The 15680-nt window shown below is 71.7% G+C and carries 14 protein-coding genes; 7 read left to right on the forward strand and 7 right to left on the reverse strand.

All coding sequences use genetic code 11. The features are described from left to right. Positions 1-81: 81 nt before the first annotated feature. On the forward strand, positions 82-843 hold the full coding sequence (locus ACRRSS_RS33180) for a TetR/AcrR family transcriptional regulator (protein WP_435974694.1): 762 nt from the start codon (positions 82-84) through the stop codon (positions 841-843). A gap of 162 nt (positions 844-1005) precedes the next feature. Here ACRRSS_RS33180 and ACRRSS_RS33185 read toward each other — a convergent pair whose 3' ends face one another. Next, positions 1006-1998 carry a WD40 repeat domain-containing protein gene (locus tag ACRRSS_RS33185; RefSeq protein WP_435974695.1) on the reverse strand — a complete coding sequence of 331 codons (993 nt, stop codon included), beginning with the start codon at positions 1996-1998 and terminating at the stop codon, positions 1006-1008. Between the two features lie 95 nt (positions 1999-2093). Here ACRRSS_RS33185 and ACRRSS_RS33190 point away from each other — a divergent pair, with 95 nt between their 5' ends. Further along, on the forward strand, positions 2094-3020 hold the full coding sequence (locus tag ACRRSS_RS33190; RefSeq protein ID WP_435974696.1) for an alpha/beta fold hydrolase: 927 nt from the start codon (positions 2094-2096) through the stop codon (positions 3018-3020). Between the two features lie 62 nt (positions 3021-3082). Then, complete coding sequence (locus ACRRSS_RS33195) at positions 3083-3763, forward strand: GDSL-type esterase/lipase family protein (protein ID WP_435974697.1); 681 nt, start codon at positions 3083-3085, stop codon at positions 3761-3763. A gap of 28 nt (positions 3764-3791) precedes the next feature. Here the strand turns inward: ACRRSS_RS33195 and ACRRSS_RS33200 are convergent, their stop codons facing one another. Together ACRRSS_RS33200 and thpR are read right to left on the reverse strand one after the other, a co-directional pair. Beyond that, entirely contained in the window at positions 3792-4781 is a 990-nt protein-coding gene (locus tag ACRRSS_RS33200) for an aldo/keto reductase (RefSeq protein ID WP_435974698.1), read from the reverse strand. A gap of 196 nt (positions 4782-4977) precedes the next feature. Continuing rightward, positions 4978-5562 (reverse strand): RNA 2',3'-cyclic phosphodiesterase, encoded by a 585-nt coding sequence (gene thpR, locus ACRRSS_RS33205; protein ID WP_435974699.1) that lies wholly within the window; start codon positions 5560-5562, stop codon positions 4978-4980. Positions 5563-5655: 93 nt separating this feature from the next. Here thpR and ACRRSS_RS33210 point away from each other — a divergent pair, with 93 nt between their 5' ends. After that, positions 5656-6162, forward strand: coding sequence for a GNAT family N-acetyltransferase (locus ACRRSS_RS33210; RefSeq protein WP_435974700.1), 507 nt, complete (start codon positions 5656-5658; stop codon positions 6160-6162). A 127-nt stretch (positions 6163-6289) separates the two neighbouring features. Here ACRRSS_RS33210 and ACRRSS_RS33215 read toward each other — a convergent pair whose 3' ends face one another. The 3 genes from ACRRSS_RS33215 to ACRRSS_RS33225 form a co-directional block, all read right to left on the reverse strand. Then, positions 6290-8560, reverse strand: coding sequence for an FG-GAP repeat domain-containing protein (locus ACRRSS_RS33215; RefSeq protein WP_435974701.1), 2271 nt, complete (start codon positions 8558-8560; stop codon positions 6290-6292). Positions 8561-8830: 270 nt separating this feature from the next. Next, entirely contained in the window at positions 8831-10168 is a 1338-nt protein-coding gene (locus ACRRSS_RS33220; RefSeq protein ID WP_435974702.1) for an MFS transporter, read from the reverse strand. Between the two features lie 26 nt (positions 10169-10194). Further along, the gene (locus ACRRSS_RS33225; protein ID WP_435974703.1) at positions 10195-10638 is read right to left on the reverse strand and encodes a MarR family winged helix-turn-helix transcriptional regulator; all 444 of its coding nucleotides are present in this window, start codon (positions 10636-10638) and stop codon (positions 10195-10197) included. A gap of 210 nt (positions 10639-10848) precedes the next feature. Between ACRRSS_RS33225 and ACRRSS_RS33230 the strand changes: the two genes are divergently transcribed. Beyond that, a complete protein-coding gene (locus ACRRSS_RS33230; protein WP_435974704.1) occupies positions 10849-11118 on the forward strand; it encodes a hypothetical protein in 270 nt (89 codons plus the stop codon). Here the strand turns inward: ACRRSS_RS33230 and ACRRSS_RS33235 are convergent. Next, positions 11088-12533 carry an NCS2 family permease gene (locus tag ACRRSS_RS33235; protein ID WP_435974705.1) on the reverse strand — a complete coding sequence of 482 codons (1446 nt, stop codon included), beginning with the start codon at positions 12531-12533 and terminating at the stop codon, positions 11088-11090. The genes ACRRSS_RS33230 and ACRRSS_RS33235 overlap by 31 nt on opposite strands. A gap of 219 nt (positions 12534-12752) precedes the next feature. On the opposite strand from ACRRSS_RS33235, the gene ACRRSS_RS33240 reads away from it, so the two are divergent. Beyond that, entirely contained in the window at positions 12753-13046 is a 294-nt protein-coding gene (locus ACRRSS_RS33240) for a DUF2530 domain-containing protein (RefSeq protein ID WP_435974706.1), read from the forward strand. A gap of 225 nt (positions 13047-13271) precedes the next feature. Further along, positions 13272-15680, forward strand: a complete 2409-nt coding sequence (locus ACRRSS_RS33245; RefSeq protein ID WP_435974707.1) for a cation-translocating P-type ATPase — start codon at positions 13272-13274, stop codon at positions 15678-15680.

Below are 15680 nucleotides of genomic sequence, written 5' to 3' on the forward strand. Positions count from 1 at the left end.
TCGTGGGCTCGCGTCTCCACGAGCATCTGAGTACACCGTACCCAATTCAGGGTACGGTGTACTCAGTTTTAGAGTGGCGGCATGACGACGAGCAGCCTCGACCTCCTCTGGGGCACGGGCGACCGACCCAGCCGGGGCCCCAAGCCGGGCCTCACCCTCGACCGGATCGTCGCCACGGCGGTCGGCCTCGCCGACGCCGAAGGGCTCGACGCCGTCTCGATGCGACGGGTGGCGAGCGAGCTCGGCGTCGGCACGATGTCGCTCTACCGGTACGTCCCCGGCAAGACCGAACTGCTCGACCTGATGCTCGACCGCGTCCAGGGCGAGTCCTTCGACGACGAACCGCCGCCGCCCACGCACTGGCGCGACACCGTCACGGCGCTGGCCCGCACGACCCTCGACCTCTACCGGGCCCACCCCTGGCTGCTCAAGGTCAACGAGGCCCGCTCCGTCCTCGGCCCGAGCGCGCTGCGCGGCCTGGAGCTCTGCCTGTCGGGGCTCAAGGGGCCGCACGGCATGGGGCTCGGCGACCACGAGACCATCTCGGTCATCATCACCGTGCAGAGCTACACGGCGGGGATCGCCCGCATGGAACTCCAGACCGTCGAGGCCGCGAAGGAGACCGGCGTCGACGACGAGGAGTTCTGGCGCGCCCAACAGCCCTATCTGGAGCGGGCGATGACCTCCGGGGCGTACCCGCAGATGGCGGCGATGGCCGAGGACACCTTCTCCCGCGAGGTCGACCACTTCGCCTTCGGCCTCGAACGGCTCCTGGACGGCTTCGAACTCCTGGTGGCGCGAGCGGGCGGCGCGAGCGGGGACACCCGTACGGACGAGGCCTGAAGCGGCGTCAGACGCCCCAGGCGTCAGCGGCGCCGGTACCGGCGAGGCCTGAGGCGGCGACGGGCGCCCGGGCGGGGGCGCCGGAGGCGGGGGCGCCGGCACCCCAGGCGTCAGCGCGCCCCAGGCGTCAGCGCACCTCAGGCCTCATCGGCACCCGAGGCGTCAGCGGCGCCTGAGGAGTCGCTTCGCGCCGACGACGAGCACGGTCGCGCCGGCGAGGACCAGGAAGCCGACCGTGACGCTCCCCTTCTCACCGCTCTCCTGCCCGGTCGGCGACCCGGGGGTCTTCGGTGCGCCCGGCGTGTCCGCCGGCTGCCCCGAGGGGCTTCCCGCGTCCGTTCGCTCCACCCGGATGACCTTGCTGTTCAGGCCCTCCGAGCCGAACATGAACGCCGAGCCGTCCTTCGTGTACGTCGCCGACTCCGCCTGCCCCTGGAACGGGGCCCCGACGCTCCGGCCCTCGTCGGTGGGACGACCGTCCTTCCACGTGTACTCGCGCGCCATCAGGTAGCCGCGCAGGAGGAGCCGGTCGCCGTCCGGCGAGAACGCCCCGTCGGTCACCCACGGGACCTCGCCGACGCGCCGGAAGACGTTCGTCCCGGACGAGGAGAGCCTCTCGGGGCCCGCGTACAGACCGCCGCCGTCCTCGTTCTTGCTCGCGATGTACACCCGGCCGGTCTTCGGATGGACCATCATCGCCTCGGCGTTGCGCGCCCCGTCGGCGTACTTCACGACGTACTGCCTCGCCGCCACCTTCTGGTCCTTGAGGGCCTTCGGCTCGGGGAAGCGGTAGATCCAGACGTGGTCCCAGGAGCCGTCGAGGTTGTCGCCGATGTCGCCGACGTAGATGTCCCCGTCCGGGCCGACCGCGATCGCCTCCATGTCCCGGGGGGTGCCGACCCCCTGCATGGTCAGGGTCGCGACCGTCTTCCCCGTACGGGAGTCGATGCCGTAGATCAGGGGTGCGTCCTGGTCGTTGTGCGTCCAGTAGATCCCGGGGTGTGCCCGGCTCGCGGCGATGCCGCTGGACTCCTTGACGCGGGAGTCCTCGATGGTGAAGTCCTGGTCGGGTCCCTGCCCTTCGGCACGGGCATGACCGGCCGGGAGCAGCACCAGGGCCGCCGCCGCCCCGAGGGCGCACAGAGCAGATCGCATGCCCCCCAGCCTGCCACGACACGGGGACGAGGGCCGTGTCCGCTGCCCCCGAAACCTGCTTGACCGGCCCCGGAGCCCCTGTCAGGGTCGCGCTCATGCCCACCTCCGCCGTGCCCGCTCCCGGCTTCTCCCCGCACACCTTCGCCGCCCCCGACGGCACCCTCCTCGCGTACCACGACTCGGGCTCCGGAGCCGGAACCGGGGCAGGAGCCGGAACCGAGTCCGGGGCCGGGACCGCCGCCCCGCTGGTCTGCCTGCCCGGTGGGCCCTTCCAGGACTCCGGCTACCTCGGCGACCTCGGCGGACTGACCGCCCGCCGCCGGATGGTCCGGCTCGACCTGCGGGGGACGGGCGCGTCGGCGGTGCCGGACGACCCGGCCTCGTACCGCTGCGACCGGCTCGTCGAGGACGTGGAGGCGCTGCGGGCCCACCTCGGGCTCGACGCGATCGACCTCCTCGGGCACTCGGCGGGCGCGAACCTGGCCGCGCTGTACACGGCCCGGTACCCGGAGCGGGTGGCCCGGCTGGTCCTCGTCACCCCGGGCACGGCGGCCGTCGGCCTCGGCACGGCACCCGAGGAACGGCTCGCGGCGGCGCGGCTGCGGCGGGACGAGCCGTGGTTCGGGCCCGCTTACGCCGCGCTGGAGGAGGTCACGGCGGGGCGCGGGACGGCGGAGGCCTTCGACGCGGTGACGCCGTTCTTCCACGGGACGTGGGACGAGGCCGCGCGGGAGCGGCACGAGGCGGGGGCGCGGCAGCGGAACGAGGAGGCCGCCGAGCGCCACGGGAGCGAGGGCGCCTTCGAACCGGCCGCCACGCGCGCGGTGTTCGCGGAGTTCGGGCGGCCGGTGCTGGTCGTCGCCGGGGAGGGGGACGTGAACACGCCGGTGCCGACGGCCATCGCGTACGCGGGGCTGTTCCCGAAGGCCGAGGTCGCGGTCCTCGCGGGGGCCGGGCACTTCCCGTGGCACGACGACGCCGCGTGGTGCGCGGCGACGGTCGGGGCCTTCCTGGGCGCCTGACGGCGGAGGCCGTGTCCCGGATCACGTCGCAGGGCCGGGACGCCGTCCGCGATGATATGACCATGCGTTTTCTGTTCGTCGGCGACAGCATGACCATCGGACGCGCCGGCGACTGGACCTGGCGGTACCGCATGTGGCGGCACCTGGAGTCCACCCTCCCCGGCGGGTACGAGATCGTCGGCCCCCGCACCGCTCTGTACGACCCCGCCTCCGACGCCCCGGCCTCGGAGGACTACGCCGACGCCGCCTTCCCCACCCCCGCCCGCCGCCACCTGGCCGGCTGGGGCGAGGGCTGGCTGCACATGGCGCCCGTGATCGGCGGGACGGTCACGGAGACCGGAGCCGACGTGCTGCTGATCTCGCTGGGCCTGATCGACCTGGGCTTCTACACCGACAGCGAGCAGACCGAGGAGAACGTCCGGGCGTTCGTCGCCGCGGCCCGCGCCGCGAACCCGCGCGTCCGGGCCGTCCTCCTGCCCGTCATCCCCAACGTGCGCGCCGGGTACGACGCCCCCTTCGCCGCCCAGTGCGCCCGCTTCAACGAACTCCTCGGGAAAGCCGTCGCCGACCTGGACACGGCGGCCTCCCCGCTCCTCCTGGCGACGGTCCCGGAGTCGTACGACCTCGGCACGGACACCTACGACGGCACCCACCCGGGCCCCTCGGGCGAGCACAAACTGGCCGCCGCCTTCGCCGACGCGATGCACCAGGCGTGGGGGCTCGGCGGCCCGTACCAGCCCTGAGCCACCTGCCCCCACACTCCCTACGGGGTCACCAGGCGAAGGCCTCCGGGGACGGACCCGGGCCCGGGAAGATCTCGTCCAGGGCGGACAGGACCTCCTCGCCCAGCTCCACCTCCAGCGCGCGCAGCGCACTCGCCAACTGCTCGGGCGTGCGCGGGCCGACGATCGGGCCCGTCACTCCGGGGCGGGTGAGCAGCCACGCGAGGGCCGTCTCGCCCGGCTCCAGACCGTGCTTGTCGAGCAGGTCCTCGTACGCCTGGAGCTGCGCCCGGGAGGCCGGGTCGGCGAGCGTGGCCGCCGCGCGTCCCTCCGTACGCCGCTTGCCCTCGGCCTCCTTCCTGAGGACGCCGCCGAGCAGGCCGCCGTGCAGCGGCGACCAGGGGATGACCCCGAGGCCGTACTCCTGCGCGGCCGGGACGACCTCCATCTCGGCGCGCCGCTCGAAGAGGTTGTAGAGGCACTGCTCGCTGACGAGGCCGACCGAGCCGCGCCGGGCGGCGATCTCGTTGGCCTGGGCGATCTTGTAGCCGGGGAAGTTGGAGGAGCCGGCGTAGAGGACCTTGCCCTGCTGGATCAGGACGTCGACGGCCTGCCAGATCTCCTCGAAGGGGGTCGAACGGTCGACGTGGTGGAACTGGTAGACGTCGATGTAGTCGGTGCCGAGGCGCTTGAGGCTGGCGTCGACGGCGCGGCGGATGTTCAGCGCCGAGAGCTTGTCGTGGTTGGGCCAGGCCTCACCGTCGACGCCCATGTTCCCGTACACCTTGGTGGCGAGGACGGTCCGGTCACGACGGCCGTCCCCCTGGGCGAACCAGGAGCCGAGGATCTCCTCGGTCCGGCCCTTGTTCTCACCCCAGCCGTACACGTTGGCGGTGTCGAAGAAGTTGAGCCCCGCGTCCAGCGCCGTGTCCATGATGGCGTGGCTGGTGGCTTCGTCCGTCTGGGGTCCGAAGTTCATCGTCCCGAGGACGAGTCGGCTGACCTTGAGTCCGGTGCGTCCGAGCTGCGTGTACTCCATGGACGTCAAGCCAACTGCTTCGAGTGCGCTCGAAGCAAGGGGCTTCCCACGGGGTGGCAGACGCCGGGAGACAACCGGGGACGGCGGTGGCGGACGGCTACTGACCGGTCACGGAAGCCACCGCGATGATCGCGAACATCAGTACGAGCACACCGGCCATGATGCGGTTACGGGTTTTGGGATCCACCCGTCGAGGTTAACCCGGCCGCCTCTCGCGCCCCTCAAGGGGCCAGCCGTCGACCCTCTCGTACCGGGGCTGCTCGCCCGGCACCCCGCTCACCGGCAGGTTCGAGCGGACCAGCGCCAGCTCACCGACCTGTACGCGGGCGCCCTCGAACGTGGAGAGCCCGTCGAGGAAGGGGCGCAGGTCCAGCTCCTCCGCGCGGGCCCGGGCCAGCGTCAGGTGCGCCTGGTACCGGCGGTGCTCTTCCATGGCGATCCCGGCCCGGCGCGCGGCGGCGTCGGCCCGCTCGGCGAGCAGCCGCAGTTCGTCCAGGTCCCCGGCCACGCCCGCCCACAGCGCGCGGCGGCCGAAGTGACCGCCGCCGTGCAGCCGCAGCGGGAACGGCGGCGTGCGGTGCGCGGCCCGGGCGAGCCGGACCCGCAGCTCGGGCAGCAGCTCCTCGTCGACCTCGCCCATGAAGGCGAGGGTGAGGTGCCATCCGGGCCGCGAGGTCCAGCGGAGCCCGTCGGCGCCGGGCAGCGCGCGCAGACGGTCCACGACGTGTCCGAGCTCGGCCAGCTGCTCGGGGTGCGGCAGGACGGCGGCGAAAAGCCTCATGGGGGGAGTCTGGCAGGGCCCGGCCCGGTCGGGGAGAACCCGGGCCGGGGCCACGAGGGCTCGTCGCATGGCTGTACGACTAGCCTCGTCCGAATGAAGATCAGCATCAGGAAGGGCGCGGCGGAGGACCTCCCCACGGTGCTCGGCGTCCTCGACAGTGCCGTGGTGTGGCTGAACGGCATGGGGATCACCGCCCAGTGGGGCACCGAGTCGTTCTCCGGGCGGCCCGGGGCGGTGGAGCAGGTCCGGCGGACCATGTCCGAGGGCGATCCGTGGATCGCCGAGGTCGACGGCGTACCGGCGGGCACGATGACGCTGACGCCGCACCCGGGCCGGCACGTGCCGCCGGCCGCCGAGCCCGAGGTGTACGTACGGCTCCTCGCGACCGACGCGCGGTTCCACGGCCACGGGGTGGGGGCGGCGCTGCTGGCCCACGCGGAGGAGGAGACCCGGCGGCAGGGGGTGTCGCTGCTGCGGGTGGACTGCTTCGCGGGCAGCGAGGGCCGGCTGGTGGCGTACTACGAGGGCCGGGGCTTCACCCGCACGGAGACCTTCGCGGTCGACGGCTGGGAGGGACAGGTGCTGGAGCGGCGGGTCTGAGAGGCCCCCGGGAGCCCTGCGGGAAGCCACCGGCCGGGCGCCACCGCCCGGAACCCTGCCCGGAGCCACCGGCGCCCTGTCCGGCGTCCGCGTGCGGGCTCCTGGTAGGGCAGGTCTCCGGGGCGGGTCAGTACAGGATCGGGCCCCGGTTCCAGGGGACTTCCCGCATGGAGAATTTCACGGGGTACTTGAACGGCGTCGCCCACTGGCCCGTGCCCCGGTAGAACGCGAGCACATCGCCGTCCACGCCCGGACGCCCCTTCGCGACGAGGTCCGGCCGCCCGTCACGGTCGACATCACCCACGGCGGTGATCACGGCGAACCGGTTCCAGCCGCCGCCGATGCGGGTGCGCGGCGCGAAGGTGCCGTCGCCCTTGCCGAGGTGGAGCCAGAGGACGCCGTCCTTGTCGCGGGCGACGAGGTCACCGGCGCGGCCGCCGCCGATGTCGCCGGTGGCGGTGACGAGGTTGTAGCCGCCCCAGCCCCAACCCGTCTTCACGCGGGGGGCGAAGGGCTTGCTCCAGTCGCCGGTGCCCTTGTGGAGCCAGCGGTTACCGGTCTTGTCGACGGCGGTCAGGTCGGGCCGGCCGTCACCAGTGAGGTCGGAGCCTCCGGTGATCAGCCGGTACGCCTGCCAGCCGGTGCCGACACGGGTGCGGGGGGCGAAGGGGTTCTTGGGGTCGCCGGTGCCCAGGTGCTGCCACAGGACGCCGGACCGGTCGCGGGTCAGCACGTCCGCGTTCGCCGCGCCACCGATGTCGCCGGGCGTGACGAGCTGGTCGTACGCGTCCCATCCGCTGTCCATGGCCCATTTCGCCGGCGCGGACCCCCATGCCAGGACCTGCTTGGCGTCATAGGCGGTCAGGCTGCCGCCGTCCTTGACGAGCAGGTCGGGCGAGCTGCTGTTGGTGAAGCCGTGCGGCGCGTGCGGACCGACCACGGTGAGGGTGCCGCTCCGCTCGTGGACGGGGCCGAGGTCGTACGCGGTCCGGGCTGTCATCCGCCACGTGTAGGTACCGAGTTGGGCGGCGGTGCCGCCGTCCAACAGGCCGTTCCAGAGCACTCCGGCGTGTCCGTTGTCGCCCATGGTCGTGCTCGTGGTCCACCGCTTTCCCGATGCCTTGTGCGTCAGCTCGACCCGCACGACGGCGTTGACCGACGCGGCGAACTTCCAGCTCAGCACGGGGTGAGCGGCCTTGCTGAAGTCGACGGTGGTGGGGACGCTCTGGCCGGTCAGCTGCAGGACGACCGGGCGGCCGGTGCGCGCCAGGCGCGTGACGACCGGGTCGCCCTCGGGGCCGACGGTGATCCGGTAGATGCCCTCGCCGTCCTCGACGGTGGCGCCCTGCACCAGGATCGCGTCGTCGCCGTCGCTGCGGATGTCGCTCACCAGGTCGAGCAGCTCGACCGTCCGGCCGTCCTTCATCGAGCGGGCCGTGAGGGCGTGCAGCGGGTTGGGGGAGGTGGTGGTGCTGTAGTCGGTGAGGCCGTACGCGACCCAGTCGCCCAGGAACTCGACGGCGAGCGAGACGCCCTTCCCGAGCGGGATGCGCTCCGAGGCCTCCTCCCCTCGCCGCGCCACCCGCAGGGCCGTCTCGTCGCCGAAGGCGGGAGTCTCGGCCCAGGCGAGGTGCGTGGCGGACGCCGCGGCATCGCCCTGGTGCGAGGTCCTGGTCAGGGACCGGTCCTCCACGACCGCGCCGGAGGCGATGTCCACCAGGGCCGCGCGCCTGTCGATCTCGTCCGGATGCCGGTAGCTGATCAGCAGGGTGCCGGGCGCGACCAGGTCGTACCAGAGAGGGGTCGCCACGTCGGGGAGGCCCCGCACCGTCTTGTCGACGGTCCGGCCGTCCTTGCTGCTGAGGAGGTGGACGGCGGTGCCGCCGTCGGGCTGCCGGGCGGTCACGACGACGGTGGAGCCGGCCAGGAACCGGAAGGTGCTGGTGAAGCCCAGGTGGCTCGCGTCGATCACGACGGGGCCGGTGTCCCCTGAGCCCATGTCGTACAGGGTGTGGACGAACCCCGTGGCGGTGGCACTGGACCCGACGACGACGTCCGACCGGACGCCGCCCTCGTACTCCCGGGGCATCGGGCCGCTGCCCGTGGGCAGCGTGGTCACGGAGCCGTCCTCGTACCGCGTCCAGCGGTACACGGTCTTTCCGTCGGAGGAGTCCTCGTGTGACGTGAGGAAGCCCGAAGGGCCGTTGCCTCGAAGGGTCGAACCGTGGGGCAGGTCGAAGACGTCCTGCTGCTCCGCCCCGGCGTTGGCGGCGCCGCCGGCAAGCGCGCCCGTCGCCGGCGCCGCGAACGCCGGGGCGGCGGCCAGAGCACCGGTGACGGTGGACAGGACGAGGGTCGCGGCGGCCAGCCGGCGGCCGGTGATGCGGGAAGGGAACACTGCTATCCGTTCTGCAGTCGGGAGGGGGCCAAGGCTCCGGGCACGGCCCGGAGAGCCTCGCGTGCCACCCGACGGCGCTCCCGCCGACGGCGTCGGCGGGGGCGCGCGGAGTGCACCCGCGCCGTCCCCCCAGTGGACCGGTCGTCACGTGCGCCGTTGCGCACGCGACGACCGGTCAGACCTTCGAGGGACGGCAAGGGTTGTACGTGATCCGGGAACACCGAGGGACTCGGGCTCGCCCACCTGCCGCGCGCCCCGCCCCCGTACCCCTCACGCGGCCGTCGCCAGCCGCTCCCGCGCCACGAACCTGACCTGCGGGTGGCCGTGGCTCCAGCCCCAGGCGACCTTGAGGCCGCCCACCCTGGCCAGGACGAGACCCACGACGACCGCCGCCGTCAGCGAGATCACGCCGCCGGTGGCGAAGCCGACACGGGCGCCGTACGTGTCGGTGACCCAGCCGAGGAGCGGCGCGCCGATCGGCGTACCGCCGGCGAAGACCATCATGTAGAGACTCATGACGCGGCCCCGCATGGCCGGGTCGGTCGCCATCTGGACGGCGGAGTTCGCGGTGATGTTGACCGTGAGGCCGATCATGCCGATCGGTACGAGCAGCAGCGCGAACATCCAGAAGGCGGGCGACAGGGCCGCCACGATCTCCAGGACACCGAAGACGGCCGCCGCGATCACCAGCATCCGCAGCCGGGTCGAGCCGCGCCGGGCCGCCGCGAGGGCGCCCACCAGGGAGCCGGCCGCCATGAGGGTGTTGAGGAAGCCGTACGTACCGGCGCCGACGTGGAAGACGTCGCCGGAGAAGGCGGTGAGCCAGATCGGGAAGTTGAACCCGAAGGTGCCGATGAAGCCGACGAGGACGATCGGCCAGATCAGGTCGGGCCGCCCGGCCACGTACCGCAGGCCCTCGCGGAGCTGGCCCTTGCCGCGCGGGGCGCGCTCCACCTTGTGGAGTTCGCTCGTCCGCATGAGCAGGAGGCTCACGAGGGGCGCGAGGAAGGACAGGCCGTTGAGGAGGAAGGCCCAGCCGCTGCCGACTCCGGCGATGAGGACACCGGCGACGGCGGGGCCGACGAGCCGCGCGGACTGGAAGTTGGCCGAGTTCAGGGAGACGGCGTTGCGGAGCTGGTCGGGGCCGACCATCTCGGAGACGAAGGACTGCCGGGCCGGGTTGTCGACGACCGTCACCATGCCGAGGAGGAAGGCGATCAGGTAGACGTGCCAGACCTGGATGTTGCCGGAGAGGGTGAGGACGGCGAGCGCGAGGCCGCAGAGGCCGAGGGCGGCCTGGCTGAAGAGCAGCAGGAGCCGTTTCGGGTAGCGGTCGGCGATGACGCCGCCGTACAGGCCGAAGAGCAGCATCGGCAGGAACTGCAGGGCTGTGGTGATGCCGACGGCGGCGGCCGAGCCGGTGAGGCTCAGGACCAGCCAGTCCTGGGTGATACGGGCCATCCACGTACCGGTGTTGGAGACGATCGCTCCGGTGAAGAACAGCCGGTAGTTGCGGATACGGAGCGAGGAGAAGGTTTCCCCCCGCCCACGGGTCTTGAGGGTGGGTTTGTGGACGGGTGCGGAGTCTGCTCCGGGTCCCGTACTCAAAGTGCGTCGCCTCCTTGGCGCGTGGATTACAGGTGGGCGAGCTTCTCCAGGACGGGGGCGGCGGCGCGCAGCTTGGCCCATTCGTCCTCGTCCAGGCCTTCGGCGAGGGTGGCCAGCCAGGCGTTCCGCTTGCGGCGGGACTCTTCGAGCATGGCCTCGGCCTGCTCGGTCGGGCTGACCACCTTCTGCCGGCGGTCGTCGGGGTGCGGCTCCAGCCGGACCAGTCCCTTGGCTTCGAGCAGCGCGACGATGCGGGTCATCGACGGCGGCTGGACGTGCTCCTTGCGGGCGAGCTCGCCGGGGGTGGCGGAGCCGCAGAGCGCGAGGGTGCCGAGCACCGACATCTCGGTGGGGCTCAGCGACTCGTCGACGCGCTGGTGCTTGAGGCGTCGGCCCAGTCGCATGACGGAGGAGCGGAGCGCGTTCACGGCCGCGGCGTCGCCGGCGGTGCCGTGGGACAGGTCAGGCATGTTTGTTAGCCTAACTCATTACTCTGTCTAAATACCAACGGGAACGCGCCGACGTAGCGCGCGTCACACCCGAATGCGCCCGTACGCACGCGCCCCCGAGTGAACCGAGCGCGCGCGGATCACGCTTCCGCATCCATGTATCACCCAAACGAGTGAGTCGGATCCGGAAAGTGACGCGAAGAGGCCCCGGCTGCCCCGACCCTGAACGGCATGGGATCGACAGTGCTCAGCCTGCGCATCGACGGTGAGCTGCTCGACCGGCTCAGGAGTCACGCCGCGAAAAGAGGAATGAGCGTCCAGGACTATGTCGTCCGGACGCTCATTCGCGAGGATTTCGACGAGCGGTTCAAGACCGCCGTCGACGAGACGGAGAAGTTCTACGGGGCGGCCGACGGCGACGCCCCCGCCGGTGACGGGACGGACGGCGCGGCGGCCGCCTCACCCCGGGATCACGTCAGGCCGAGCGCCGGCATCGCGTAGTAGAAGACGAAGACCGCCGACACGACGTACATGGCCGCCGGGACCTCACGGCCCCGACCGGCCGCGAGACGCAGCACGCTGAACGCGATGAAGCCGATGCCGATGCCGTTCGTGATCGAGTAGGTGAACGGCATCATCACCATGGCCAGGAACGCCGGCACCGCGATGGTGAAGTCGCTCCAGTCGATGTCCTTGATCGAACCGGCCAGGATCAGGAAACCGACCGCGAGGAGCGCGGGGGTGGCCGCCTGGGACGGAACCATCGTGGCCAGCGGCGTGAGGAACAGCGCCACCGAGAACAGACCACCGGTCACGACCGAGGCAAGCCCCGTACGCGCACCCTCGCCGACGCCCGCGGTGGACTCCACGAAGCAGGTGGTGGCCGAGGAGGAGGTCGCGCCGCCGGAGGCGACGGCCAGGCCGTCGACGAGCAGGACCTTGTTGATGCCGGGGAAGTTGCCGTCCCTGTCGATCAGCTTGGCCTCGTCGCCGACGCCGAGGATCGTGCCCATCGCGTCGAAGAAGCAGGACAGCAGCACGGTGAAGACGAAGAGGACGCCGGTCAGGTAGCCGACCTTCTCGAAGCCGCCGAAGAGGCTGACCTCGCCGACCAGGCCGAAGTCGGGCGAGGCGACCGGGTTGCCGGGCCACTCCGGGGTGGTCAGACCCCAGGACGGGACGGTCGCGACCGCGTTGATCACCATCGCCACGATCGTCATGACGACGATGGAGATGAGGATGGCGCCCGGCACCTTGCGGATGATCAGCGCGAGGGTGAGGAGCGTGCCCAGGACGAAGACCAGGACCGGCCAGCCGGTGAGGTGACCGTCGCCGCCGAGCTGGAGCGGGACGGTGGTGTGCGCGGCGTCGGGGATGCGGGAGACGAAGCCCGAGTCGACGAGGCCGATCAGCATGATGAAGAGGCCGATACCGATCGCGATGCCCTTGCGCAGGCCGACCGGGACCGCGTTCATCACGCGCTCGCGCAGACCGGTCGCGACGAGCAGCATCACGACGACACCGGCGAGGACGACCATGCCCATGGCGTCGGGCCAGGACATCTTCGGCGCGAGCTGGAGCGCGACGACCGTGTTGACGCCGAGGCCGGCGGCGAGGGCGATCGGCACGTTGCCGATGACGCCCATGAGGAGCGTCGAGAACGCCGCCGTGAGGACGGTGGCGGTGACGAGCTGGCCGCTGTCGAGCTGGTGCCCGTACATGTCCTTGGCGCTGCCGAGGATGATCGGGTTCAGCACGATGATGTAGGCCATCGCGAAGAACGTGGCGAAGCCGCCGCGTACCTCGCGGGCGACGGTCGAGCCGCGCTGCGAGATCTTGAAGTAGCGGTCGAGGCCCGAGGTCGAGGGATCGGGGCTCTCGGGGGAAGTGGCCTTGGCGGTGGCCGTGGTGCTCATGGGGGTGGGTTCCTCTTCGGGAGACGTCCGTTTTGGCGGTTCATACGAAGGAAACCCGCCAGAGGCAAACCGTTTCAGTATGAACACATGAATGAGGGAGCGTCCATCTCCGCGCGTAGACCCCCCACGGGACACGGGTGGACGGCGGGGCCCGGCCCGGGCGGACCCGCGTGGTCCATGGGCAGACGCGTCCGGATTCCCGCCACCTAGACTGACCCCATGGCGAAGTGGACACCGAAGCACGAGGCACCCGAGCCCCTCGAAGGGCCCGTCGTCGCCACCATCATCGGCGGAACGATCCTCTGGTTCGTCCTCTTCCTCGTCCAGGTCCCGTTCTACGGCTGGTTCGACGACCGGGACCTCACCTGGTGGGTCTGGACCTGCCTGGCCGGCGCCGGACTGGGACTGATCGGCATCTGGTACGTACGGAAGCGGGACGCGGCGCTCAAGCGCCACGCGGCGGCACAGGCGGCGAAACCGGCCGGGACCCCCGAGACGCACCCCGGCGCGTGACACACCCCCCGCGCGTGACACACCCCCGACCGTGACGCGCCCCCGGCTCGGGGGGCCGCCCCGGCTCGGGGGGCCGCCCCGGCTCGGGGGGCCGCCCCGGCTCGGGGGGCCGCCCCGGCTCGTAGCGCCCCGCGTAGCACCAGGGGACCATTCCCCTCCTCCCCCGGTCTGATCTTCGCCCTTCTCGGCAGGTGAACGAATGGTTCCGGTCGTACCGTCGAGAACATGACTCAGCGGGCGAAGATCGACACGGCCGGAAGCGAGACCGAGGCGGTGGACCCACCCGTGGTCCACCGGCCCGCCGGCCTCACCTCGGCCGAGGTCGCCGAACGCGTCGCGCGCGGCGAGGTCAACGACGTACCGGTACGGAGCTCCCGCTCGACCACCGAGATCGTCCGCGCCAACGTCTTCACCCGCTTCAACGCGATCATCGGCGTCCTCTGGGTGATCATGCTCTTCGTCGCGCCGATCCAGGACAGCCTCTTCGGCTTCGTGATCATCGCCAACACCGGTATCGGCATCATCCAGGAACTCCGCGCCAAGAAGACGCTCGACGGACTCGCCGTCATCGGCGAGGCGAAACCGACCGTCCGGCGCGACGGCACGGCCGCCGAGATCTCCACCGCCGAGATCGTCCTCGGCGACCTCATCGAACTCGGACCCGGCGACAAGGTCGTCGTCGACGGCGAGGTCGCCGAGGCCGACAGCCTGGAGATCGACGAGTCCCTGCTGACCGGCGAGGCCGACCCCGTCGTGAAGAAGCCGGGCGACCGGATGATGTCCGGCTCGTTCGTGGTCGCCGGCGGCGGCGCCTTCACCGCCACCAAGGTCGGCCGCGAGGCCTACGCGGCGCAGCTCGCCGAGGAGGCGTCCCGCTTCACGCTCGTCCACTCCGAGCTGCGCAGCGGCATCTCCACGATCCTCAAGTACGTGACGTGGATGATGGTCCCGACCGCGATCGGGCTCGTCATCAGCCAGCTCGTCGTCAAGGACAACAACTTCAAGGACGCGGTCGCCCGTACGGTCGGCGGCATCGTCCCGATGATCCCCGAGGGGCTCGTCCTGCTCACCTCGGTCGCCTTCGCGATCGGAGTCGTACGCCTTGGCCGGAAACAGTGCCTCGTGCAGGAGCTGCCCGCCATCGAAGGCCTCGCCCGCGTCGACGTCGTCTGCCTCGACAAGACGGGCACGCTCACCGAGGGCGGCATGGACGTCACCGAGCTCCGGCCGCTGAACGGCGCGGACGAGACGTACGTGCGCAAGGTGCTCGGCGCGCTCGGCGAGTCCGACCCCCGCCCCAACGCCTCCCTCCAGGCCATCATCGACGCCTACCCGGACACGGTGGAGTGGCGGTGCACGGAGGCGCTGCCGTTCTCCTCGGCGCGGAAGTACAGCGGCGCCGCGTTCAGCGAGGGCGCCGGCGAGAACTCCACGTGGCTGCTCGGCGCGCCCGACGTGCTCCTGCCCGTCGGCGACCCCACCCTCACCGAGATCGACCACCTCAACGAACAGGGCCTGCGGGTCCTCCTCCTCGCCCGTACGGCGCACGAGCTCGACGCCCCCGGGGTCGCCGCCGACGCCCGCCCGACCGCCCTCGTCGTGCTGGAGCAGCGGCTCCGGCCCGACGCCGGCGACACCCTCGCCTACTTCGCCGACCAGAACGTCGCCACCAAGGTCATCTCGGGCGACAACGCGGTGTCGGTCGGCGCGGTGGCCGGCAAGCTCGACATGCCGGGCGCGGCGAACACCGTGGACGCCCGCACCCTCCCCACCGACCGTGAGGAGATGGCGAAGGTCCTCGACGAGAACGCGGTCTTCGGCCGGGTCACGCCGCAGCAGAAGCGGGACATGGTGGCGGCGCTCCAGTCCCGCGGCCACACGGTCGCCATGACGGGCGACGGCGTGAACGACGTGCTCGCCCTCAAGGACGCCGACATCGGCGTCTCGATGGGCTCCGGCTCGGAGGCGACGAGGGCGGTCGCCCAGATCGTCCTCCTGAACAACTCCTTCGCGACCCTCCCGTCGGTGGTGGCGGAGGGCCGACGGGTCATCGGCAACATCACCCGGGTCGCCACGCTCTTCCTCACGAAGACGGTGTACTCGGTCCTCCTGGCGGTCCTGGTGGTGTGCTCGCAGGTCGAGTACCCGTTCCTCCCCCGCCACCTCACCCTGCTGTCCACCCTGACGATCGGCGTCCCGGCGTTCTTCCTCGCGCTCGCCCCCAACAAGGAACGGGCGAAGCCGAACTTCGTACGGCGGGTCATGCGGTACGCGATCCCCGGCGGCGTCATCGCGGCGGCGGCCACCTTCACCACGTACCTCCTGGCCCGCCACCACTACAGCGGCGAAGGGGCCCTGGAGGCCGAGACCAGCGCCGCCACCCTCACTCTCTTCCTGGTCTCGATGTGGGTCCTGGCGATCATCGCCCGCCCGTACACCTGGTGGCGCCTCACCCTGGTCGCCACGATGGGCGGCGCGTTCCTCCTGGTCCTCGTCGTGCCCTGGCTCCAGGACTTCTTCGCCCTGAAACTGGTGGGCACGACGATGCCGTGGGCGGCCGTCCTCATCGCGGCGGCGGGCGGCCTCCTCCTGGAGGTCACCTGGCGCTGGGTGGACCGGCGGTTCCCGGCGTAG

It is taken from the genome of Streptomyces sp. Qhu_M48 (genome assembly GCF_051305195.1).
Classification (GTDB): domain Bacteria; phylum Actinomycetota; class Actinomycetes; order Streptomycetales; family Streptomycetaceae; genus Streptomyces.